Here is a 24,458-nt window from a genome sequence, read left to right as displayed (position 1 = left end):
ACCAATCTCTATGCCAAAAATTAAAAAAAAGGGTTCTACAAGATCTTTTATCAAAAAACATACTAATAATTGAAGTATTTTTATCTTAATCTTTTTATTTTTTATGAAACCAATCGAAAATTATAAAGAAATTAATAAAGCATCATGGAACAACAAAGTTCCCATTCATGTGGCAAGTACCTTCTATGATTTTCCCGGTTTCCTAAACGGTAAATCCTCCTTAAATTCTATAGAACTAAATCTACTTGGTGATATTCAAGGTAAAAGCATCCTACACCTGCAATGTCATTTTGGATTAGACTCGCTGTCTTTAAGCAGACTTGGAGCTCACGTTACCGGAGTAGATCTATCAGACAAAGCGATAGAAAAAGCAAAGGAGCTCTCCCAAGAAATTAAAAGTAATACCTCCTTCATTTGTTGCGACCTTTATGATTTACCCAAATATCTAGATCAGCAATTTGATCTGGTTTTTACCAGTTACGGCACCATAGGCTGGCTTCCAAATATTAATAAATGGAGTCAATTGATTGCCCATTTCTTAAAACCAAATGGAAAATTTGTATTTGTAGAATTTCATCCGGTGGTATGGATGTTTGATGATTATTTTAAAGAAATTAAATATAACTACTTCAACAAAAAAGCCATCGTAGAGAAAGAAGAAGGCACCTATGCAGAGAAAAATGCTCCCATTCAACAAGACTATATATCATGGAATCATTCCTTAAGTGATGTGATTAATAACCTTATTAAAAATAATATAGAAATTACTTCTTTTGAAGAGTTTGACTATTCTCCTTATGATTGTTTCAAGGAAACCGAAAAAATTGAACCGGGCAAATTCCGTATTAAACATTTGAAAAGCAAAATTCCAATGGTCTACTCCATTGTTGGTATTAAAAAGGATGGTTAATTTGATACTTCTTTTTTGCATATTCTTTAGTACCTTTCTAAAGATTAAAGTTTTATTTCATTTTTAGATGAATAAAAATACAATGTTCCCGATATGGCTAAACCCAACTTTCTTAACACCATTTATCAAAAACTGCTTTCAGATCATGTAAAAGAGCGTGGAGAACGTATTATTCTAATTATTTCCATAGTTAGCTTTCTACTGCATCTTATTCTTATCTATTTAAAGGATTTTGGCCTTATCAATATCTCCACAGATAGTGATTTATTCAAAAACCCTGTTGCGGCAATTTATACACCTTTCTCATTTATTCTAATTTATGAAGTGTATTTATTGGTTTATTACTTACCCAGATCAATTACTACTTACATTAGCAAGCAATACGAGATTATTACCCTAATTATTATTAGAAGATTGTTTAAAGACCTCTCTTCATTAGAATTATCTTCTGATTGGTTTCAGATTAAAAATGATTTGCAATTTACCTATGATTTAATTGCTTCGGTTTTATTATTTTATCTGCTATATTTATTTTACATAAAAAGTAGACTTAGATACACTATTCAAAGCAAAAAAAAATCTAGTAGTATAAATATCGAGAGGTTTATAAGTTTTAAAAAGACCATAGCTGTGTTTTTAGTGCCAATTTTAATAGGACTGGCAGTTTACATCTTTAGCAGTTGGACATTAAATACTATTTATGAAACGGATGAGACTTCTGTTTTATTCAAAGACATTAACAATGTGTTTTTTGATGAATTCTTTACAATTCTCATCATTGTAGATGTATTATTACTGTTACTTTCTTTTTTTCACACCAACATGTTTCATAAGGTCATACGCAATTCCGGATTTGTTATTTCCACTATTTTGATAAGGTTATCTTTTTCGGTAGACGGACTCATAAATACATTACTGATTGTTGTAGCAGTAGTATTTGGGTTACTCATTTTAACCATTCATAACCAATATGAAAAAAATATACTAAATAGTAATGACCAAAAATGAGGTATTCAATCCGGCGTTAAAATGGTTTAAAGATCAGGACTGGAAACCTTTTCCTTTCCAGAAAAATACGTGGAATGCATTTTTAAAAGGTAAAAATGGGTTGCTTAATGCTCCTACAGGTAGCGGGAAAACATATGCCCTATGGATTCCTATTGTATTGGATTACATGATAAATAATCCAGAATTTAAAACAAAACCTGTTAAAGGTCTTAAAGCCATTTGGATTACCCCATTGCGTGCGCTTTCATTAGAAATAAAACAGGCGGCACAAAGATTTTGTGATGAGATAGATGTGCCATTCGAAGTAGGTATTAGAACCGGAGATACTTCACAAAAAGAAAGGGCCGCCCAGAAACGCAAAATGCCTGATTTGCTTATTACAACACCTGAAAGTTTACATTTGTTACTGGCATCTAAGGAATATGATAAAACTTTTAAGAACGTAACTGCCATAGTTATTGATGAATGGCATGAGCTTTTAGGCTCAAAACGGGGGGTTCAAATAGAACTGGCTCTTTCTAGGCTTAAAACAATTAGTCCTAAAATGCGCATTTGGGGAATTTCTGCTACCATTGGTAACCTTCAACAGGCTATGGAAGTGCTCTTAGGACCAGCATCTGAAGCCTTAGAAAATTCTGTGCTTATTAAAGCAAATCTCAAGAAAAAGATTACGGTAAAATCTATTATACCAAAAAAAATGGAGACCTTTCCATGGAGAGGTCATTTAGGACTTCATTTATTGGATGCCGTTGTGCCAATAATTCAAAAAAGCAAAACTACCCTTCTATTTACAAATACTCGTGCGCAGTGCGAAATCTGGTTTCAAGCTATTCTTGCTAAGTACCCAGAATTTGCGGGAGAAATTGCCATGCACCATGGAAGTATCAACAAAGAAACCCGGCAATGGGTAGAAAATGCCATTCGTAATGAATCTTTAAAAGCCGTTTTTTGTACCTCAAGTCTTGATTTAGGGGTAGACTTTGCTCCTGTAGAAACCATTGTTCAAATAGGAGGCCCTAAAGGGGTTGCTCGTTTTATGCAACGGGCAGGGAGAAGCGGTCACCAGCCTGGTAAAGAAAGTGTAATCTATTTTCTGCCCACACATGCTATTGAACTTATTGAAGCCGCTGCGCTACAAAAAGCGGTTAAACAGAAAGTAGTTGAAGATCGCATTCCATATTTGCTAAGTTTTGATGTACTTGTGCAATATTTAACTACGCTTGCGGTTTCAAATGGTTTTTATCCAGAAGATATTTTTCCAGAAATTAAATCTACTTTCTGTTTCCAAACAATTACAGACAACCAATGGAATGAAATATTACGGTTTATAACAGTTGGCGGTGAGAGCCTTCAAAGCTATGATGAATTTAAAAAGGTAGAGATTGAAGAAGATGGAAAATTCAAGGTTAACAATCGCGGGGTGGCCATGCGTCATAGACTATCAATAGGCACTATTGTGAGTGATGCAGTAATGACGGTTAAATACATTTCTGGTGGATTTATTGGTACTATTGAAGAATATTTTATCTCCAAACTATCCCCAGGAGACGTATTTACTTTTGCAGGTAGAAATCTAGAACTCTTCCGTATTAAACAAATGCAAGCACTCGTAAAAAAATCAAAACAAAAAACTTCAAAAGTACCTAGCTGGATGGGTGGTAGAATGACCCTTTCGTCTCAAATGAGCGAATTGCTAAGAGAAGAATTGTATTCGTTTCAAGTGAGTCTGAAACCCTCTCCGGAAATGAAAGCTTTGCAGCACATCTTTACAAGACAGCAAAAAGAGTCCATTGTTCCTTCAAACAAAGAATTTCTTGTAGAAACCTTTAAAACGCGAGAAGGTTATCATGCCATATTTTATCCGTTTGAAGGGAGATTTGTTCATGAAGCTATGGGTAGCTTGTTAGCATATCGAATTAGTCTTTTGCAACCTATTACTTTCTCCATTGCTTTTAATGATTATGGTTTTGAGTTGTTGTCTGATAAAGAGATTGATATGCAGCAAGTGATTGATAATGAATTATTCACTCCCCAATATTTAAGTGAAGATCTTCAAAAAAGCCTAAATGCTACAGAGATGGCAAGACGCAAATTCAGAGACATTGCTGTAATTGGTGGTTTAGTGTTTACAGGGTATCCTGATAAAGTTGTTAAAAATAAACACCTTCAATCCAGTTCTCAATTACTCTTCAATGTATTTAGAGATTTTGAACCTGCTAATTTACTTTTTCAGCAAGCATTCCGAGAAACCTTTGAGCACACTTTAGAAAAGGGAAGACTAATTCAGGCATTAGAGCGAATTGAATCTCAAACCATTGTTTGGAAAAAATGTGAAAAGCCTACCCCTTTTTCATTTCCTATAATAACGGATAGACTCCGGGAAAAACTTACCTCAGAAAAATTACAGGATCGTATCAAAAGAATGACATTGCAATTAAATAAATAACAAGATCACTTTCTTAATTTTATCTTTACCTAATGACTGAAAACCTCCACCTAAAAAATCAAAATTTTGTGCTTCATCCAGAAGGAGTTTTGTTCTGGGAGGAACGCGCTATGCTAATGATTGCTGATGTACACTTAGGAAAAAGCACCCATTTTAGAAAAAACGGACTCCCAGTACCTATATCGGTTACCAAAAAAAATTATACTAGGTTGGATAAAACAGTACTCTATTTTAACCCAAAAACTATTTGCTTTCTCGGAGATCTTTTTCACAGTCATTTAAACAAAGAGTGGACACTCTTTGAAACGTGGGTAAAAAAACAAACGGCAAAGATTATTCTTGTTACAGGAAATCATGATATTATAAGTCCGCATAAATTTGAATCTTTAAACATCGCATTAGCAGCAGAGTTGTTACTGGACTCCTTTTTATTAACCCATCACCCTGTTGAGACCGCTCCTGATATTTTTAATTTTTGTGGACATATCCATCCAGGAATTCAACTTAAAGGAGAAGGGAAACAAGTGCTTAAACTTCCTTGCTTTTTTAAAAGTGAAAAACAACTTATTCTTCCCGCATTTGGAGATTTTACCGGTAATTTCACTTTAATGCCAAAGAAAGAAGACCAGATTTTTGTAATTACTCCAGAAGAAGTCATTTTAGTCTCAACGTAAAGCCTCTGTTTTAATTTATTAAATTCATTCTCAAATTTAAAGTTCATGATTTCTCAAAAACACCTATTTGATATTCCAGAAGGCATTACCTATCTTAACGGTGCCTATATGTCGCCGTTACTTAAAACAATTGCTAAAGCGGGTTATAAAGGGGTGGACAGCAAGATGCATCCCTGGGAACTTTCAGATACTGATTTTTTTGAAGAAAGAGCCCTCTTAAGACAACGCTTTGCTCAATTAATAGATACTCCAGAAGCTTCTTATACTGCAATCATTCCATCTGTTTCTTATGGCATGGCCAATGTTGCTCACAATATTGACTTTACATCTGGAGATGAAATTATTTTAATTGATGAACAATTTCCAAGTAATGTGTACATCTGGCAGGAAGTTGCCAAAAAAAATAAGGTCGTAATCAAAACTATTACTTCACCCAAAATTGAGCAGGGTCGTGGTAAAAAATGGAATCAAGAACTTTTGAATTCCATAAACCAAAAAACCAAAGTAGTAGCTATTCCTCAAGTACATTGGGCAGATGGAACACTCTTTGATCTAATCAATATAAGAAAAGCGTGTGACTCATATAATGCTTTACTAGTTATTGATGGCACCCAAAGTATTGGCGCCTACCCATTCTCCATACAAGACATAAGACCAGATGCATTGATTTGTGGAGGATATAAATGGATGTTAGGCCCCTATTCTTTAGGGATGGCATACTATGGTGACGCTTTCCATGACGGAAAACCTATGGAAGAAAACTGGATGAACCGTTTGTATAGCGAAGATTTTAGTAGACTGGTACAATATCAAGAGCAATATCAACCAGGTGCAGGAAGATTTAATATGGGAGAATCCAGTAATTTTATTCTGGTTCCTATGCTAGTGAAAGCTATTGAACAATTATTGGAATGGACTCCTAATGCCATTCAAGACTATTGTTTTAGTATCACAAAAGATACTATTCAAATACTTACGGATAAAGGATGCTTTATAGAAGAGGAAACTAATAGATCTAGCCATCTTTTTGGGGTATTTTTGCCATCTGAAACCAATATTGAAGACTTAAAAATAAAACTTAAGCAAGAAAATATTTTTGTTTCTTACAGAGGAGATGCCATAAGAGTTTCTCCCAGCATCTACAACTCCAAAGACGACCTTGAGAAATTTTCAAAAACAGTTTTGAAATTACTTTAAGAAGAAGGTCTTTCAACTGCATAATTTAAAGTCATAAAGAAATTGACTTTGTATATTTGCAAAAAAAATAGTTGAAAAAGAATCCCATTCAGGAAACCCTTTCACAGTCTTTGTCACAACAAAAACTGGAAAATGCTATTACCATTTTTCAAAATAAAGTTCAGGTAAAAGGGTTAGTAGGTTCTTCCTTATCATTTGCAATTGCAAATGCTTTTAAACAATCTAATCTTCCCTTTCTTATTATTTTAAACGATAAAGAAGAAGCAGCCTATCATTTGAATGATCTGGAACAATTGCTAGGAGAACAACAAGTACTTTTCTACCCAGGCAGCTACCGGAGACCTTACCAAATTGAAGAGACAGATAATGCAAATATCCTGCTCAGAGCAGAGGTACTCAACCGCATAAATTCACGCAAAAAGCCAGCGGTGATTATCACCTATCCCGATGCCTTATTTGAGAAAGTGGTTACCAGAAAAGAATTAGAAAAAAATACCTTAAAAATTCAGGTTGGTGATACCATCTCCTTAGATTTTATAAATGAGGTACTTTTTGAATATCATTTTAAAAGGGTAGATTTTGTGAGTGAACCTGGAGAATTTTCGGTACGTGGAGGTATCGTAGACGTGTTCTCTTTCTCTCACGATGAACCTTATAGAATTGAATTTTTTGGGGATGAAGTAGACAGTATAAGAACATTTGACGTAGAAACACAACTTTCAACAGAGCGTACCAAAAAAATAAGTATTATTCCCAATGTAGAAAACAAACTATTGGAAGAGTCTAGAGAAAGTTTTCTAAAATATATAGCTTCCAAAACAGTTATTTTTGCAAAAAACACCGATTTTTTACTTGATCGTATTGATAAGTTGTTTCAAAAAGCCGCAGAAACTTTTCAAACACTTTCTAAAGAAATTAAACACGCAAAACCAGAAGAACTTTTTTGTAATACACAACTTCTTAAAAACCAATTACTTGATTTTACGCTTGTAGAGATTGGAAACCATCACTTTTTTGGAACCAAAGCTAACAATGCCTCTGAAAAAGCATTTAAAGAATCAGAAGGCATTCTTAATTTTGAAACAACTCCACAACCCTCTTTTAATAAACAATTTGATCTTCTTATCACCAACCTAAGAGAAAGTAAAGAAAAAGGGTATACTAACTATATTGCATGTGTAAGTCAACAACAAGCCAAACGCTTTCATGATATTTTTGAAGAAATGGAAGAGGCTGTACCCTATAAAACTATTGTTTTTTCCATGTTTCAGGGTTTTGTAGATTCACAAAACAAAATTACATGTTATACAGATCATCAAATATTTGAACGCTACCACAAGTTTCATCTTAAAAATGGATATGCCAAAAAAGAAGCCATTACCCTAAAAGAATTAACCAATTTAGAGGTGGGTGATTACGTAACCCACATTGATCATGGTATTGGTAGATTTGGAGGGCTTCAAAAAATTGAAGTAGAAGGTAAAAAACAAGAAGCTATTAAATTAGTTTATGGAGACCGTGACATCTTATATGTAAGTATACATTCACTTCATAAAATTACCAAGTATAGTGGCAAAGACAGTAAACCCCCTAAAATATATAAACTTGGAAGTAGTGCTTGGAAAAGTTTAAAACAAAAAACAAAAAGCCGGGTTAAGGAAATTGCCTTCAGCCTTATAAAATTATATGCAAAACGTAAGACAAAAAAAGGATACCAATACCATCCAGATAGTTACCTACAAACGGAATTAGAAGCATCTTTCTTATACGAAGACACACCAGATCAAAGCAGTGCTACAGAAGATATTAAAGCCGATATGGAGAGCGAACGTCCTATGGATAGATTGGTTTGTGGTGATGTAGGTTTTGGCAAAACCGAGGTTGCTATTAGAGCAGCATTCAAGGCAGTTGATAATGGAAAACAGGTGGCTGTTTTAGTTCCTACAACAATCCTTGCATTTCAACATTTCAAAACCTTTAGTGAACGTTTGCAAGATTTCCCAGTAACAGTTGCCTATATAAATAGGTTTAGAACCGCCAAAGAAAGAAAAGAGACCCTTGAAGATCTTTCAAAAGGCAAAGTGGATATTATTATTGGCACGCATCAATTGGTAAACCCTAAAGTTCAATTCAAAGATCTTGGGTTGTTAGTAGTAGATGAAGAGCAAAAATTTGGCGTTGCGGTGAAAGAAAAACTAAAAACACTCAAAGAAAATGTAGACGTACTTACCTTAACTGCCACTCCCATACCTCGTACGTTACAATTTAGTTTAATGGCGGCTCGCGATCTTTCCGTAATCACTACTCCTCCACCCAACAGATACCCAATTGAAAGTAATGTGATTCGTTTTAGCGAAGAAAATATTAGAGATGCCGTAAATTATGAAATCCAGCGAGGAGGTCAGGTATTTTTTATTCACAATCGTATAGAAAATATAAGAGAAGTTGCCGGAATGATACAGCGTTTAGTGCCAGATGCCCGTATCGGTATTGGTCATGGACAAATGGATGGTAAAAAACTAGAGAAACTAATGCTCGCTTTCATGAATGGAGAGTTTGACGTTTTAGTATCTACAAGTATCGTAGAGAGTGGGCTTGATGTACCCAATGCCAATACTATTTTTATTAACAATGCCAACAATTTTGGATTATCAGACCTTCATCAAATGAGAGGGCGTGTAGGGCGAAGCAATAAAAAAGCATTTTGTTATTTCATTACCCCTCCATATTCAGTCATGACTAATGATGCGAGAAAACGCATTCAGGCATTAGAGCAATTTTCAGAACTTGGAAGCGGTTTTAATATTGCCATGAAGGATTTAGAGATTAGAGGTGCTGGCGATTTATTAGGGGGAGAGCAAAGCGGATTTATTAATGAAATTGGGTTTGAGACCTATCAAAAAATTCTTAATGAAGCCATTGAAGAACTCAAAGAAAATGAATTTAGAGAACTCTACGACCAAGGTGATGAAGGAGAAAAAGTGTATTTAAAAGATACCCAAATTGATACCGATTTTCAATTGTTATATCCAGATGATTATATAAATAATATTTCTGAAAGATTAAATCTCTACAATGAATTAACCAATTTAAAAGACGAAGAAGCACTCTATCTTTATGAAATGAATCTAAAAGACAGATTTGGCCCATTACCAATACAAGCTTTAGATTTGTTGAACAGTGTACGAATTAAATGGATTGCTACTAAAATGGGACTTGAAAAAGTAGTTTTAAAGCAAGGAAAAATGATTGGTTACTTTATCTCAGACCAACAAAGTGGTTTTTACCAAAGTAAAATATTTGGAGAAGTGGTGAAATACGTACAACAAAATCCTAAACTATGTAGACTCAAGGAAAAAGAAACCAGAAATGGGTTAAGACTATTACTTACTTTTGAAAATATTAAATCAGTAGATAAAGCATTACAGGTAATGCAACCCTTTGTTCAAAAAACCGAAACAGTTTCCTCTTGAGTTAGTGATTTAGTCTCAAATAGATTTTAAATCTTTAATCACTTTAAATGCTTTATCTATTTGCTCTTCACTTACCAAAATGGTAAATTCATACGTAGTAGAAATTACTTCGTAAATATTTACCCCTTCCCAAGAAAGCCTTTGAAAAATGAAATAGTAAATCCCGGGAATGGAAACATTTTCCTTTGGCAATTTTACTGTAATGGAAGATACATTTTCCAATTTTTCTATAAGGATCTCGTTTCTAAAAACTTCCTCAACTTCATTTGAAATATTACTACTAACAACAATGGTAGTTTCATTCACTCCACGAGAAGATGTATAAAATGCAGTTTTATTATCTTCAATTTTAGTGATTAGTAATGCCATCTTATGTAATAAAGTATCAGAAACCTTAAACGTGTAATCATTAAGAGACGAACGCACTGTTATTTCCCCAATGTTTTTAAGTGTTTTTACTATTTTATGGGTTGCTCTAAATTCAAGATCGTCAGACAATCTTTTCAAAGCCATCACAACAGCTCCGTTTCTTACTTCTTTACCTAAATGTTCTTCAATCTCAGGCTTTATCATACGTGACAACGAGGTAAGGTTTATAATTCCTTGAGATAGCGCGCTTTGCAGAAATGGCTTAGATTTAATATATCCTTCCACCACAGAAGAAATCGTTTTCATTGGTTATAAAATTTGATTACATGGCAAAAATAGTACTTTTTGTTTTAAATAAAACAAAAAGTTAAAAAAATTTAGAAATGGTAGAAAGCATTTTCCAGGTGTTCTATAGAGAAGTTGCTTCTAGATTTTACAATAGCCACTACATCAAAGCGTACCTCTACCTCTATTTCTAACCTATTTACATATTCATTCATTGCTTTGACCAATAACTTTATTTTCTTTTGACTAATGAAGTCTTGCGGATTTCCGAAATCTGAAGAACTTCTTGCTTTTACCTCTACGCATACAATCAAATCCTCCTTTTTAGCTATAATATCTACTTCTGCACGATCATAAAAAAAATTACGCTCTAGCACTTCGTACCCTTTTTTTTGAAGATGTACGCAAGCCATTTCTTCTGCTATCTTTCCAAACTCATTATGTTCTGCCATACTTAAATAGTTTTATAATTCAATAGATTATATTTGATAAAAATCAACATATTTTTAAACCAAAGTCTCATGTATATTTGTGGATTTCCGTATTTTAACAATTCTATATAATCCAAAAGCACTCGCTATATCGTATATAACAAAGTATAAAAGCTTTTGAATATCTTGTTTCTAAAATACTATTTTTAGGTAGATGAGCGTTTAATTTAAGAAAACATATGTTTAATCTGCTAATTTTTAATATATTAGACAAAACTTACGCCCTTAAGTCTTATGGAAATACTTGAAAATTGCAACACCTCCACGCTGGATCCCTATGTTCCCTCAGCAGAGAAACCATGGGATATAGCCAGAATTCATCACTTGTACAGACGTTTAGGTTTTAGTGCATCCGTACCAACAATTAATGCAGGTCTTTCTCGGAATCCTGGTGATTTGGTAGATGAAATTGTGGACCAAGCAATCAACTTACCCCCAACTCCAGCACCCGAATGGGCCAACTGGACCCGTATAAATTATCCGCAGGATAATGATTTGAGAAATGAAATGGTCAATGCACAACGTAAAAGTTGGGCATTAACATACAGTAGAGCGATGATAGACGATTCTTTAAGAGATCGTTTAAGCTTTTTCTGGAGTAATCATTTTGTTACAGAACTCAATGTTTATGATATCCCTGGGTTTTTATATGGCTATATTAACAAACTACAGGTGCATGCACTTGGTAATTTCAAAGAATTCACTAGAGAAATTGGTTTAACAAATGCCATGTTACGTTATTTAGATGGCAACCGAAATCGCCGAAATCGCCCTAATGAAAACTATGCCCGTGAACTATATGAATTGTTTACGCTTGGAGAAGGAAATGGATATACCGAAACAGATATTGTAGAGACTTCCAAAGCCTTAACAGGCTACGTACGTCGTGCTATTGAAGACGATAATTATAGTGGTTTTGTTTTTGATCCCAGTCAGTTTGACGCAGGTACAAAAACTATATTCGGCCAGACCGGTGCTTGGAATTATGACGATGTCATTGAAATTCTATTCACCGAAAGACAAGATGAAATTGCCAATTTTATTTGCCGCAAGCTCTATACTTACTTTGTGCATCCAGAAGCGCCTGATGCTATTGTAAATGAAATGGCAGCCACCTTTATTTCCGGAAATTGGGAATTAGCTCCTGTTTTACGACAATTATTTAAAAGTGAACACTTTTTTGATGATGAGTCTATTGGGGTTATTATTAAAAGTCCATATGACGTAATTTTTGATTTTATCAATGAAACTTCTTTTCAATATAATGATGAAGTTTTGGAAAGTGTGATCTATTTCAACGGTTTGATAGGACAAAGTCTTTTTAATCCGGTAGATGTTGCTGGTTGGCGCCGAAATCGTAATTGGATTAGTGCAAATGCACTTATTGGACGATGGTCTATAATGGAATGGTTTCTTTACTACAACTGGAACCTAGATCAGGAACAGTTTAGGACTTTTGGACTCAACCTAGCAGGAGATAATTCAGACCCATACTATGTTACCCGTGAAATAGTGGATGCCGTTGTACCTAAAGGGCTCCTTACAGATGCCGATTATGAAGTAGCATCAGATATTTTTAAAAGTGATGTTCCAGATAACTACTATGAAGATAATTCATGGAATTTGTACTGGGAGAGCGCACCTTATCAGGTTTTGCAATTATTGCTACATATTAGTAAAGAACCCGAATTTCAACTTAAATAGCCCCACTATGTGCGATTCACATTCTAAAAAAATAACAAAAGAAGAACAACACGATCTGGAACACACGTTCTGGAGTAGAAGATCTTTTCTGCAAGCTTTAGGAATTACAGGAGCTGGTACCATGATGATAGGCGGCAATATGATGAGTGCCTCTTCACTATCACCGCTCAGTATGGCCATTAACAATGCAGATACCGACAATATATTAGTGCTCATTCGCCTAAATGGAGGAAACGACGGATTAAACACAATTGTTCCTCTAAATCAATTTGATGTATATGCAAATAACCGCCCTTCCATCTATATTCCAGAAAGTAAAGTAATAAAGCTAAATGATGATTTTGGAATGGCTGGATACATGAAAAATCTGGAACCTCTTTGGGGAGAAGGTGCTATGAAAGTAGTTCATGGAACAGGGTATCCAGAACAAAATCTCTCTCACTTTACCTCTTCAGATATTTGGGCTTCCACAGAAAATCTAACCCGAATTCGTACCGGTTGGATGGGTCGCTATTTTGAAGATATTTATCCTGATTATTTGGTGGAGCCACCTGCCATTCCTGCAGCGATTCAAATTGGTAGTTTTGGAAATCTAATATTTGAAGGTACACAGACTAATTATGCTTTTACCACAGCAAACCCAAATCAGCTAGAACGTATTGCAGAATTAGGTTTGGTATATGATGTGGAAAATACTCCTGATTGTATGTATGGTGATCAACTTCGTTTTTTAAGAGGTACTACCAATACCACCTATAAATATGCAGGTGTAATACATGAGGCTTATGAAAGAGGTACCAACGATGTAGAGTATGATGATAACGGATTTGCAAAGCAATTAGCAATTTTAGCCAGACTTATTAAAGGTAATTTAGGCACAAGAGTTTATATGGTAAGTATGGGAGGTTTTGATACGCATGCCAACCAGCCTATTAATCATGAAAGACTTATGTCTCGTTTATCTTTAGCAGTCAATAACTTTTACGAAGATCTCGGTTTTCAAGATAAGCAAAATAAAGTGTTAAGTATGACCTTCTCTGAATTTGGTAGAAGGGTATTTGAAAATGGTTCGCTAGGTACAGATCACGGTGCCTCTGCTCCTACTTTATTCTTTGGACCTGCGCTAAATGGAAATGGACTTATTGGAGAACATCCAAGTCTAAGCGATTTAGATAATGGAAATCTAAAATTTACATCAGACTTCCGAGACCTTTATGGCACGGTCATGAATAAATGGCTTTGTATAGACCAGCAATTGGTAGAAGAATACCTTCTTGGAAGGCCTTTACAATTGGTAGACCTTGGTTTTGATTGTAACGGTATTGTTAATCCGCCAGATGACGATGATGATACCCCAGTAGTAGTCATAGAAGGCTTTGATCATAAACCGGTTTATCCAGACACAGGTGAAGTTTCCATTTACATTGAAATACCTGAAGCCGGATTGGTAGACATGCAGCTTTATAATATTCTTGGGCAACACATCGGCACTATTAAAAACGAAATGATGATTGAAGGCTCTTATACCATTCCGATTGAAAATAGTATGGGTACTCGCCTTTCTACAGGCCAATACATTTATAGAGTTACTTATAAAAATCAGAAATACAGTAAATCGGTTCTCGTCCGATCTTAATAATTTGACAGTTAAAACCTCCCAATGGGAGGTTTTTTTATAGTATTAATAAATTATTTGTTCAAATTATTCATATTCTTCAAATTATTGGCAGGTCCATTTTGCCAATTATTACATTATCACAACCAATTATTTAATTGTAAGAATTATCTACTCTTTGTAAAGGTTATCTTGAAGTCTATTATTTAGATAACTATTGAAAAAGTAGAAAATTATGAAAACTAAATTACATTCTTATGGAATAGCTATTATTCTTGCGCTATGCTGTTCCTTAAATTTAAGCGCACAAGGATATTCGGGTTCTGATATTAGAGTAATTGGCGATGACCGAGATAGTAGCAGTAGTCGTTCAAACATAACCGTAACTTCCAGTTCCAATACCCGAAACAATGATGTTTCTATAATATTTGTAGGTCAAAGTGATTCTAGATCTTTAGACGGTGAACGCCCCTCTGGTATCAATAGAATAACTAGAGAAGGACATGAAGCAAGTTTCAGTGATGTAAACCTACAAACTTACTACTATGTTCATAACAGAACTGGGGAAAAAGATTTTGATTTTGGCAGTCATTCAAAAGCTTTCGTATATCTGGTAACTTTACGTAATGTTGATTTAAATGCATTAAGACAAATCAGGGAAGACAAAGAAAACTCAGAGTACAGATGGACCGATGCTAATACAAATCGTAGATATGGTGGAGATCTATGGCGCAGTGGGTGTGGAAGAGGAAGATACAGAGGACTTGCGTATGTAAATAAAGAAATCAGATCATACAATAAAGGCTTGCAAATTGCCGCTGTAATGTATGATGATAACCCATTTAATATTGGAATCTATAGGAGTCGTACTTCTAACACAAGAATTATGAATGTTATAGAATCTTGGAAACAGGGAGATGATGCCATGGCAATTGGGATGAAAACTACTGATGGTAGCAGAACCGATCAATTACATTTCAGAGGCACAGATTGTGTGGGAGGTAATGGAGAAAATGTACTAGCAACCTTCACCCTTAAACCTGCCTCTGGCGGGTCAAACCCTCCAAGTACAAATTGGGTTATAAATACTTGTGACAGTAAAAGTGGGTGGTCTGGTTCATCTTCTAACACGTTATCTATTTCTAGCAATTATAAAGAAGGAAGCGGTTCACTAAAATCTGTTGGTTCTGGAACAGATGATTTTAGAAGAACTTTTTCATCAATAAATGCACAGGGTGCAACAGCACTAGAGTTTTGGTATTACGTTAATGACATTAGTGATTTAAGCAGTTCAGATCAGGTAGAACTAGGCTCTGGTGGTAGGGCAGATACAAATGAATATAATTGGGAAATTAGCAGATCTACCTTAAATGATGGATGGAACTACATTCGTTTAAAGTTTAGTGATGCTCGAATTAGCGGAGGAACTCCTGATAAGACGAGATTGAACTGGTTTAGGTTATATAGAAAAAAATCAGGAAATGTTACTTCAAGAATTGATAATATCAGACTAACAAATAGCACAACCAATAGAGTTCAAAGTCCGGTAAGTTTGGATTCTAATTTAAAGAGTGATTATAAATTATATCCAAATCCTTCAAATGGAGAAGTTAACCTTATTTTACCTATGGATGTTGCTAATGGTAATGCAATCATCTCCATCACAAATGTGGTAGGGCAAACGGTATACACAAAAAAAATCAAGGGATTAAGAGAAGGAACCAACCAAATTTCTTTAGACACACAATTGAGCCCTGCATTGTATTTTGTAGAAATACGTACAGAAGCATCAAGACGTGTTATTAAAATTTTGGTTAACGAATAAAGTACTACATCATGTAAATAGAGATTTTTTTTAACACTTAAATTAAGGAGAAGTTATCTGAAAAGGTAACTTCTTTTTTTGTGGAAGACTTTTTGAAACATCTACTATTTAAAATTTTAAATCCAAAAGGGATGGATAGAGGTTAGTAGTTTTTTACTTGTAACCTACTAATTAACGAAAATAAAAATGGGTTTTATTTCCTGATGCACTACATTGTCAAAATCTGTATTTTTGCACAGCTAAGAAATTACAAATGTCAGAGAAGATTCTAAAAGATTCATCCGCGCAGCGATATACTATTACTGCTGCCTTACCGTATACAAACGGCCCCATTCATATAGGCCATCTAGCAGGGGTTTATGTACCCGCAGATATTTACGCCCGTTACCTTAGAGGTATTGGTAAAGATGTTATTTACATATGTGGTAGTGATGAACATGGGGTTGCCATACCCATGCGTGCTAAAAAAGAAGGAGTTTCTCCAAAAGAAATTATTGATAAATACCACGCCATTATAAAAAAATCTTTTAATGATTTTGGAATTTCCTTTGATAATTACTCTAGAACTTCCGCAGAAATTCATCATAAAACAGCTTCCGATTTTTTTAAAACATTGTACGATGATGGTAAATTTATAGAAGAGGTTACAGAACAATTGTATGACGAGGAAGCGGAGCAGTTTCTGGCAGACCGATTCGTGGTAGGCACATGTCCAAACTGTAATTATGAAGAAGCTTATGGAGATCAATGTGAAAGATGTGGTAGCTCTTTAAATGCTACTGACCTTATCAACCCAAAATCTGTCCTCTCTGGAAGCAAGCCCGCACTAAGAAAAACCAAACATTGGTTTCTTCCTTTAGATCAATATGATTCATTTATCAGAGAATGGATTATTGATCAGCATAAAAAAGACTGGAAACCCAATGTCTACGGTCAAGTAAAAAGCTGGGTAGACGATGGCTTAAAACCAAGAGCAGTTACCCGAGATTTAGATTGGGGTATTCCTGTTCCTGTAGAGGGAGCGGATGGAAAAGTTCTGTATGTATGGTTTGATGCGCCTATTGGTTATATTTCTGCTACCAAAGAATGGGCAGCCCGTGAAGGAAAAAACTGGGAACCTTACTGGAAAGATCAAAACACTAAATTGGTACATTTTATAGGAAAAGATAATATTGTATTTCATTGTATCATATTTCCAGCAATGCTGCATGCAGAAGGTAGTTATATTCTTCCAGACAATGTTCCCGCTAACGAATTTCTAAACTTAGAAGGAAACAAACTATCTACTTCTAAAAATTGGGCGGTATGGTTGCATGAATACTTAGAAGAATTTCCAGACCAACAAGATGTTTTAAGATATACGCTTACTGCCAACGCGCCAGAAAGCAAAGACAATGATTTTACCTGGAAAGATTTTCAGGCTCGTAATAATAATGAGCTAGTTGCTATTTTTGGAAACTTTATCAACCGGGTAGCCGTTCTTACTCATAAATATTACCAGGGGATTGTTCCTGAGCCCGCAATTTTTTCAGAGATAGACAAAGAGACTCTTGCAACTCTTAAAACCTATCCTGCAATAATTAGTAAATCTATAGAGCGGTATCGCTTTAGGGAAGCCCTTAATGAACTTATGAATTTGGCAAGGTTAGGTAACAAATACCTTGCAGATGAGGAGCCCTGGAAAAAGATTAAAGAAGATAAAGAACGGGTAAAAACCATCATGTTTGTGGCCTTACAAATTGCCACTGGTCTAGCGGTACTTTCAGCACCTTTTTTGCCTTTTACTTCTTCCAAATTGAAAAACATCTTAGCACTGGCAGATACCAAGCTTCAATGGAATGATGTAACCTCAAAAGAAACCTTACTTCCAGCAGGGCAAGAAATCAATAAAGCGGAGTTGTTGTTTTCTAAAATTGAAGATGACGCTATCCAGCATCAATTAGATAAATTGGAAGCTACCAAGAAACAGAATGAAATCATGGAAACTCCTGTAGAACCACAAAAAGAAACCATCAATTTTGATGATTTTACAAAATTAGATTTAAGAGTGGGTACTATTCTGGAAGCTGCAAAAATGCCGAAAGCAAACAAACTTTTGGTACTCAAAGTGGATACCGGAATTGATGTTAGAACCATTGTATCTGGTATTGCCGAAAGTTTTAATGCAGCAGATATTGTAGGTAAAAAAGTAACTGTTTTAGCTAATCTTGCGCCTAGAAAACTACGAGGTGTAGAAAGTGAGGGAATGATTTTAATGACTGAAAATACCGAAGGAAAACTGGTATTTGTTAACCCTGATGAAGACGGTGTTGCTAATGGGCAAACTATTAATTAATAGTATCGGTTTCAAACAAAGAAATACTATTTATTATTGAAATTTTCTAATTATTTAAAGCTTTATTCTTGCTGAAAATTGCCTATCATCCTATTTATAAACATCCTTTACCAGAAGGGCATCGTTTCCCGATGATAAAGTATGATTTGCTCCCAAAGCAATTGCTATATGAAGGCACCTGTACTCCTGAAAATTTTTTTGAGCCAGAAATTCCTGAGGATCAAATCATAGTAAGAATACATTCTCAGGAATATTATCAAAAGCTAACGCAGTTAACTCTTGAACCAAGAGCCGCTAGGAAAATTGGTTTTCCACTATCTGCAGCGTTAGTAAAAAGAGAAGTCATAATTGCAGATGGCACCATTAAAGGTTGTGAATTTGCACTAGAAAATGGTATTGCCATGAATATTGCAGGCGGCACTCACCATGCCTACAGCAATCGTGGGGAAGCTTTTTGTTTGCTAAATGATCAAGCTATAGCCTCTAGGTATTTGCAAGACAAGAAACTGGCAAAAAAAATATTGATTGTAGATTTGGATGTACATCAGGGCAACGGTACTGCTGAAATTTTTCAAGGTGACCCCTCCGTATATACTTTTTCCATGCATGGAAAAGGAAATTATCCATTCAAAAAAGAGAAAAGCGATCTTGATATAGCGTTGGCTGACGGCACAAAAGATGATGAATACTTAACTATTCTTAGCAAAACACTCCCCCATCTTATCAACAGTGTGAAACCAGACTTTATTTTCTATCTCTGTGGCGTAGATGTTATTGAAGGAGACAAACTAGGCAGATTAGCTTTGAGTATGGATGGCTGTAAAGAACGGGATCTTTTTGTATTGGAAACCTGTAGAAAATATCAAATTCCCGTGCAATGTAGTATGGGTGGCGGGTATTCTAAAGATATAAAAGTAATTATTGAGGCGCATGCCAACACCTTCAGGTTGGCACAAACCATTTATTTTTAAGCTTTCATGTTATGGGTTTACAACCGCTTTCCAGAAACCTAATGCAGACTGCTCTTTTATATATCAATCAAAGACCCGTCACATAAATACCCTGTATTTGCTCCAACTATTTGATACCATCCTATTAATTAACTTTTCTTAGATCGTTAGCATACATATTGTTTCCGCACAGTGAATTCCATAGTCGGTACAAACACCAAACCTATAACACTGTTTTTTACCTCCGTTAATACCTCTTTGCTGTTTCTTAGACAATTCTGAACCTATTTTTGATATATTTTTAAACATTTTTAAGTTTTTTTCGATTGTAAATACATGTAACAACTTTATTCAAGTGAAAAATTTTTGTTTTAACACTCTAAAAGATAATCTTAATGACTATTTTAGATTCAACTCTAAAAATCAAAAATCGGAAGGACAACCTCGGGGAAGATCACAACACCAATCTGTAGAAGGATCATTGCTAAACGGGCAGTATGGAATTCTACCCCCTTTTACTATAATGTTTCTTTGTTCTGTTTTACTCAATTTCTCTGCAAATCTTGATATATTTTTAAGCATCATTTAAAAATTTTAAGTATTTTCTTATTATCAATATACGTATTTTTTGTAATAAAATACTTATAAAATTGGTTTAATTTTAAGATGCTTCCTCATAAACATGATCCAGAATACCCATTTTTAATGGCATATACTGCTAAACCTACTCTGGATTTTAACTCGAGTTTTTCAAACAAACTGTCTCTGTAATTTTCTATGGTTCTGGGGCTGCAAAACATTTTTTCAGCGATTTCTTTATAGGTCATTTCGGTGACCGTATACCTGAGAAATTCTTTTTCACGATCTGATAAATTAAGTTTTGAGCTGGCATCAATTGTATCTTCACGAATACTGGTAAATACTTTTTTTGCTGCCCACTCCGGGAAAAAATGTCCATTTTTTGCGAGACTATTCAACGCATTTTCCAGTTCTAAAGGATGTACATTTTTAAGCATATACCCCTTAGAACCATTCTTGATCATTCTAATTAAACTTTGTTCATCTTCTTGCATACTCAACGCCATTATTAAAACTTGAGGATGCATTTCTTTTATCCATTTGGCAGTCTCAAATCCGTCCATAAGAGGCATACTAATATCCAATAATACAATATCGGGCAACGGCATGTTTTTCACTTTTTCTTGAAAATCTAACCCATTTTCACAGGTATAAAGCACTTCAAATTGGAAGAAATTAGAAATAATACTACTTAAAGCATTCGCAATCAATACATGGTCGTCAATAATTACAATGGTATGCTTCATTTAGGTTGGAATTTTTATGATTATGGAAGTCCCAAATTGAGGTTGACTCTCTAGGCTAAACTTTCCTCCTATGAGTTCTGTCCTTTTTTCAATATTTTTGAGACCAATTCCATTAGCTCTTGATTGCTCCATATCAAAACCGCGTCCATCATCTTTTAGAGATAAGATTATAGTTGATGGGTCTTTACTTAATAGTACCTCAATGTTTTTGCAATGGGCATGCTTTATGCTATTCTGCAAAAATTCTTGGGTTATTCTTAATAGAATACTTTTAATCTGATACGATTTAAGATCAATTTGAGTGTCATTTCTAAACCTGACGTTGCATTTCTTTAAGTCGTTTATAATTTTACACTCATTTTCAATTAAAACAGAAATGGATGATTTTTCAATGGTATTATCTGTTAATGACTTTGACAATTGGCGAAGTTCTGTTAAGGATTGATTGATGATTTCACTAATATCCTCAATGTTTTTAGTGATCTGAGGCACTTTATTTTCAAAAGCTAATTGCTGTGTATATAAGCTTGCTAAAGTAAGTTTCTGCCCTATATTATCATGAATCTCCCTCCCAATATGTTTCATGGTTTGATGCTGAATTTCGATTTCAGTTTCCAACAGCTCTTTTTTATGCGTCTCATCAATATCTTGAATCTGGGCTAAATGCATTTTCTTTTTAATACGATATTGCCCCTTAAACATAACGATTGCTACAATAAAGACAATGAAAATAACATTGAATATAACCAATGATATAATTATGATTTCTTTTTCCCCCATACAAACGAAGCTATAAATAGTAAATACATACTACAATTTGCCCCTAAAAAATATACGTAATAATATTCAATAAAAACCTTATAATCGGCATATAAGTATTTTTGAAAGACATGAAATGGATGCGCACCAATATAAAATAATATGACGCCTACATTTATATAGAACATACTATTTTCTCGAAATTTAAGAATACTATCATCACTTATTTGTTTTAGGTATTCCAGAACTACTAAAACGGTGAGGAGTAAAGAACCTGTATTTAAGGAAATACTTAGGGCATCATCCGTTTCTTGGACGAACCATGAAATTAGCACTGTTACTATATAAAGGATGCTAAAAATATAGAATAGTTTTTCTTTTTTTAAAGACTGTTTGGCATAGAGCCAATAAAGAAATATATACTCTAGTGGGATTCCAAACAATAAATAATACACATTTTTTGAAGCTACCATATTAGGAAATACGTATTTTAAAAGATGCTGCTGAATAAACAAGATCACCAAATAAACCCCAAACCATTTCCAGTAACTGGTCTTTAATTTAAAGAAATAAAAACATCCTGCTAGTGCAGCTACTAGTTGAACTAAGAACAGGATGCTTTTTAATATGGGTATAAGATCTTCCATTTGTAGTTTTAAAACGCAAGCCCCGCACCTCCAAAAGGAGGATAAAGATCGCCATGATTTTGGGCGTTTGTAACAGGTTGGGTAACAGATAATGCAAAAGTATATTTTTTACTAGTTAGCGTATCTTGTTCAGATGATGAAAGGAACCTTGCTACTTGCAGTCCGGTACTATATGTGCCGGGCTCTAAGGGATTGAAATCATAGTTTATTGAATCTCTATGGATGGTGGGTATCATTACCAAGGTGTGTCTCATTTCGTATTGCCTTGTTATTGCATTACCTGTAAACCCAAATAAATCTCTTTGAAAAGCATCATACCAAGTGGATAATTTAGGATAACGGGAATAGTAAATTCTAATCCCTAAATCTTTACTTGGAATATTATTTTTTTTCGCCTCTATTTCTAGGTGATATATAAAATTTTTGAGGGTTTCCAGGTCAAATCTAATAGCTTTGGTGTCGTCTATATTTGGATTACTTTGATATAACTGGGTCATTTCATGAACTAATTTCAAGGACAATAAAGGCTTTTCAGACTTAGCATAATTCATGCAAATAGAGGTTTCGTTGGAAGTGCTTCCCTTTCCTTTTAAAAAGGCACAGCCATTTATTAAGATAGTTGTTATTCCTAAAAATACTACTAAAGTTAAGAGTTTTACTTTCATAATTGTGGGTTTTAAGCTATTAAATTTTTTTAGTTAGACCACAAAAGAACAATTATAACTCAAATCAACCTCGCGTAGAAAAACCCAAATAGACAAGGTTAAATAACCCCATCATTTTAACGCAATGCAACTACTGTTTTGAGGTGCATCACCCCTCAATTACCCATAGAAGTATCTAGAGATTTGTGATATTATAAAAACAGGGAAGCCGAAAACTGTAAACAGAGTAGGTGAGTTTAATACTAAATATAATGAAAAAATTTATTTACATTTTAATGATTCTATTTATTAGTACTCATTTAGCCAATTCTCAAAATTTAACTTTAGAATGGGCAGAGCCTAACACAAACAACTTTTCAAGTTCAGATATAGATATATGTGGAGAAACAAAAGAAGTTCGTCTAAAAGCCTCTTATGCTAACGATTCTCAATGTCCATATAATGGATGGGGAGCAAATAGATATAGATTTACAATTAAACTTTACAAAGATAATATTCTAATTTCTACAAGAATGTATCCATCAAGTAGTAGTTGTTGGATAAATGATATTTATAGTGGTTTTAACCTTTCAGAAGGACATTATAGAGCGAACATAATGCTTGAGGTTAGAGGATTTCTCTGGAGATGGAGAATTCAAAACTCAGGTTATACAAGTTCATTTATAGTTAAAAGGAATCCTGCTATACCTGCTTTCACAATTAATGGGTTAGTGCCAGATCCAGAAATTCCTATTGAAGTTTGTCCCTCTAAAATTATTATTGACCCAACTAATACTGCTTGCGAAGATAAATATTGGGTAGGTGTTTGGGAATTTGATTATCAAAATTGGTACAGACCAAAAGAATACGAGTGGGGAAAATGGTTTGATGGTGAAGCTCCATCAAGTTTAAACTTACAAGAACTTTCTTCGCAACATAGTTTTGGTGATGATTTTTTAGGATACGACCCTGATAGACAAGGTGAAATCTTGTTTGGAGGTAATCTATCAAATAACAATCCTAGATACTATTATGTATCTATTTGTACAGGATATCCTAATTGGCAATGTGCCTCTGCTACTATAAAGGTTAAATGCTCTTGTCCTTAAATAAAGAAGGTGAAATTATTTGATTTTGAAATATGGGGTATTCTTTATTACATACCCAAAGTGGAGTTGATGTATTCTTATAATGTTTTTAGTTTGCAGACAAATTGTAGCCATCAAGCTAAAAAATGCTAGACAGCAAATTGTTCCAGCTTAATATTAGCTATACTATGAACGAAACAATTCGGATTTACGCACCAAAATACAATTCCTACATTGACAGGGCTAATCAACTTGTAATAGAGATGTAACTCAACACAGTTTTTAGACAAATTAGCTCTTAATGGAATAAGGTAAATTAGTTAACAAAAAGTTCCGGTACTTCCATACGATCTTACACAAAACCAGCCATTACAACACTGATTGGTGGGACATGGAAAATCGCTGTCGCAATACAACAATCCCCCCGTAATTTTTCTTAATTCATTTTTGGTTAATTTGTTTCCTAGTTTTGAAATTTTGTTTATCATGATATATATATTTAATGTATTACTCTCTTAAAAATACTATATTTCTTACAAATTTCAAAACATAATAGGAATCCCACCTTTTTTGGCTGCCTTTATAATCAATTTTCCAAGTTAAGCTAATGTTGATAAAAGATCTTTTATTAGTTTTTATTATACATCAACTACTACGATAACGAAAGAATCAAATTTAAACAAAATGAGCCCGATACAATATCAGCCTCATTA

19 protein-coding genes are annotated in these 24,458 nt (G+C 34.3%); 12 read left to right on the top strand and 7 right to left on the bottom strand.

The window, feature by feature from the left end; translation table 11 throughout:
* Nucleotides 1-103 precede the first annotated feature (103 nt).
* The 6 genes from WBG07_RS11940 (at nt 104) to mfd (ending at nt 9,708) form a co-directional block, all read left to right on the top strand.
* Nucleotides 104-910, top strand: coding sequence for a class I SAM-dependent methyltransferase (locus WBG07_RS11940; RefSeq protein WP_340201594.1), 807 nt, complete (start codon nt 104-106; stop codon nt 908-910).
* A gap of 93 nt (nt 911-1,003) precedes the next feature.
* Entirely contained in the window at nt 1,004-1,918 is a 915-nt protein-coding gene (locus WBG07_RS11935; RefSeq protein ID WP_340201592.1) for a hypothetical protein, read from the top strand.
* Nucleotides 1,905-4,364 carry a ligase-associated DNA damage response DEXH box helicase gene (locus tag WBG07_RS11930; protein WP_340201591.1) on the top strand — a complete coding sequence of 820 codons (2,460 nt, stop codon included), beginning with the start codon at nt 1,905-1,907 and terminating at the stop codon, nt 4,362-4,364. The genes WBG07_RS11935 and WBG07_RS11930 overlap by 14 nt, the downstream gene beginning before the upstream one ends.
* 32 nt (nt 4,365-4,396) lie before the next feature.
* Nucleotides 4,397-5,038: a ligase-associated DNA damage response endonuclease PdeM gene (gene pdeM, locus WBG07_RS11925; protein WP_340201589.1), complete on the top strand. Its 642-nt coding sequence runs from the start codon at nt 4,397-4,399 to the stop codon at nt 5,036-5,038.
* A gap of 45 nt (nt 5,039-5,083) precedes the next feature.
* The gene (locus WBG07_RS11920) at nt 5,084-6,235 is read left to right on the top strand and encodes an aminotransferase class V-fold PLP-dependent enzyme (RefSeq protein WP_340201587.1); all 1,152 of its coding nucleotides are present in this window, start codon (nt 5,084-5,086) and stop codon (nt 6,233-6,235) included.
* Between the two features lie 71 nt (nt 6,236-6,306).
* Nucleotides 6,307-9,708 (top strand): transcription-repair coupling factor, encoded by a 3,402-nt coding sequence (gene mfd, locus WBG07_RS11915; RefSeq protein ID WP_340201585.1) that lies wholly within the window; start codon nt 6,307-6,309, stop codon nt 9,706-9,708.
* A 15-nt stretch (nt 9,709-9,723) separates the two neighbouring features.
* On the opposite strand, the gene WBG07_RS11910 is transcribed toward mfd, so the two are convergent.
* Complete coding sequence (locus tag WBG07_RS11910) at nt 9,724-10,383, bottom strand: aspartate kinase family protein (protein ID WP_340201583.1); 660 nt, start codon at nt 10,381-10,383, stop codon at nt 9,724-9,726.
* A gap of 71 nt (nt 10,384-10,454) precedes the next feature.
* Complete coding sequence (locus WBG07_RS11905) at nt 10,455-10,814, bottom strand: YraN family protein (RefSeq protein ID WP_340201582.1); 360 nt, start codon at nt 10,812-10,814, stop codon at nt 10,455-10,457.
* A 273-nt stretch (nt 10,815-11,087) separates the two neighbouring features.
* Between WBG07_RS11905 and WBG07_RS11900 the strand changes: the two genes are divergently transcribed.
* The 5 genes from WBG07_RS11900 to WBG07_RS11880 all read left to right on the top strand — a co-directional run bounded on the left by WBG07_RS11900 (nt 11,088) and on the right by WBG07_RS11880 (nt 19,303).
* On the top strand, nt 11,088-12,557 hold the full coding sequence (locus tag WBG07_RS11900; protein WP_340201580.1) for a DUF1800 domain-containing protein: 1,470 nt from the start codon (nt 11,088-11,090) through the stop codon (nt 12,555-12,557).
* 7 nt (nt 12,558-12,564) lie between these two features.
* On the top strand, nt 12,565-14,193 hold the full coding sequence (locus WBG07_RS11895) for a DUF1501 domain-containing protein (RefSeq protein WP_340201578.1): 1,629 nt from the start codon (nt 12,565-12,567) through the stop codon (nt 14,191-14,193).
* A gap of 214 nt (nt 14,194-14,407) precedes the next feature.
* The gene (locus tag WBG07_RS11890; RefSeq protein ID WP_340201577.1) at nt 14,408-15,997 is read left to right on the top strand and encodes a T9SS type A sorting domain-containing protein; all 1,590 of its coding nucleotides are present in this window, start codon (nt 14,408-14,410) and stop codon (nt 15,995-15,997) included.
* Between the two features lie 253 nt (nt 15,998-16,250).
* Nucleotides 16,251-18,332, top strand: coding sequence for a methionine--tRNA ligase (gene metG / locus WBG07_RS11885; RefSeq protein WP_340201575.1), 2,082 nt, complete (start codon nt 16,251-16,253; stop codon nt 18,330-18,332).
* 68 nt (nt 18,333-18,400) lie between these two features.
* Complete coding sequence (locus WBG07_RS11880) at nt 18,401-19,303, top strand: histone deacetylase family protein (RefSeq protein ID WP_340201573.1); 903 nt, start codon at nt 18,401-18,403, stop codon at nt 19,301-19,303.
* Between the two features lie 402 nt (nt 19,304-19,705).
* Here the strand turns inward: WBG07_RS11880 and WBG07_RS11875 are convergent, their stop codons facing one another.
* The 5 genes from WBG07_RS11875 to WBG07_RS11855 form a co-directional block, all read right to left on the bottom strand.
* The gene (locus WBG07_RS11875) at nt 19,706-19,867 is read right to left on the bottom strand and encodes a hypothetical protein (protein ID WP_340201571.1); all 162 of its coding nucleotides are present in this window, start codon (nt 19,865-19,867) and stop codon (nt 19,706-19,708) included.
* 89 nt (nt 19,868-19,956) lie between these two features.
* Entirely contained in the window at nt 19,957-20,607 is a 651-nt protein-coding gene (locus WBG07_RS11870; protein ID WP_340201569.1) for a response regulator transcription factor, read from the bottom strand.
* Nucleotides 20,608-21,276, bottom strand: a complete 669-nt coding sequence (locus WBG07_RS11865; RefSeq protein WP_340201567.1) for a sensor histidine kinase — start codon at nt 21,274-21,276, stop codon at nt 20,608-20,610.
* An 89-nt stretch (nt 21,277-21,365) separates the two neighbouring features.
* The gene (locus WBG07_RS11860; protein WP_340201565.1) at nt 21,366-22,013 is read right to left on the bottom strand and encodes a hypothetical protein; all 648 of its coding nucleotides are present in this window, start codon (nt 22,011-22,013) and stop codon (nt 21,366-21,368) included.
* An 8-nt stretch (nt 22,014-22,021) separates the two neighbouring features.
* Nucleotides 22,022-22,678, bottom strand: a complete 657-nt coding sequence (locus WBG07_RS11855) for a hypothetical protein (protein WP_340201564.1) — start codon at nt 22,676-22,678, stop codon at nt 22,022-22,024.
* Between the two features lie 251 nt (nt 22,679-22,929).
* Here WBG07_RS11855 and WBG07_RS11850 point away from each other — a divergent pair, with 251 nt between their 5' ends.
* On the top strand, nt 22,930-23,766 hold the full coding sequence (locus WBG07_RS11850) for a hypothetical protein (protein ID WP_340201562.1): 837 nt from the start codon (nt 22,930-22,932) through the stop codon (nt 23,764-23,766).
* Nucleotides 23,767-24,458: the final 692 nt, after the last annotated feature.

The sequence above is a fragment of the Ascidiimonas meishanensis genome, from assembly GCF_037782385.1.
Lineage (GTDB): Bacteria > Bacteroidota > Bacteroidia > Flavobacteriales > Flavobacteriaceae > Ascidiimonas > Ascidiimonas meishanensis.
This window is presented reverse-complemented; position numbering and strand designations above follow the sequence as displayed.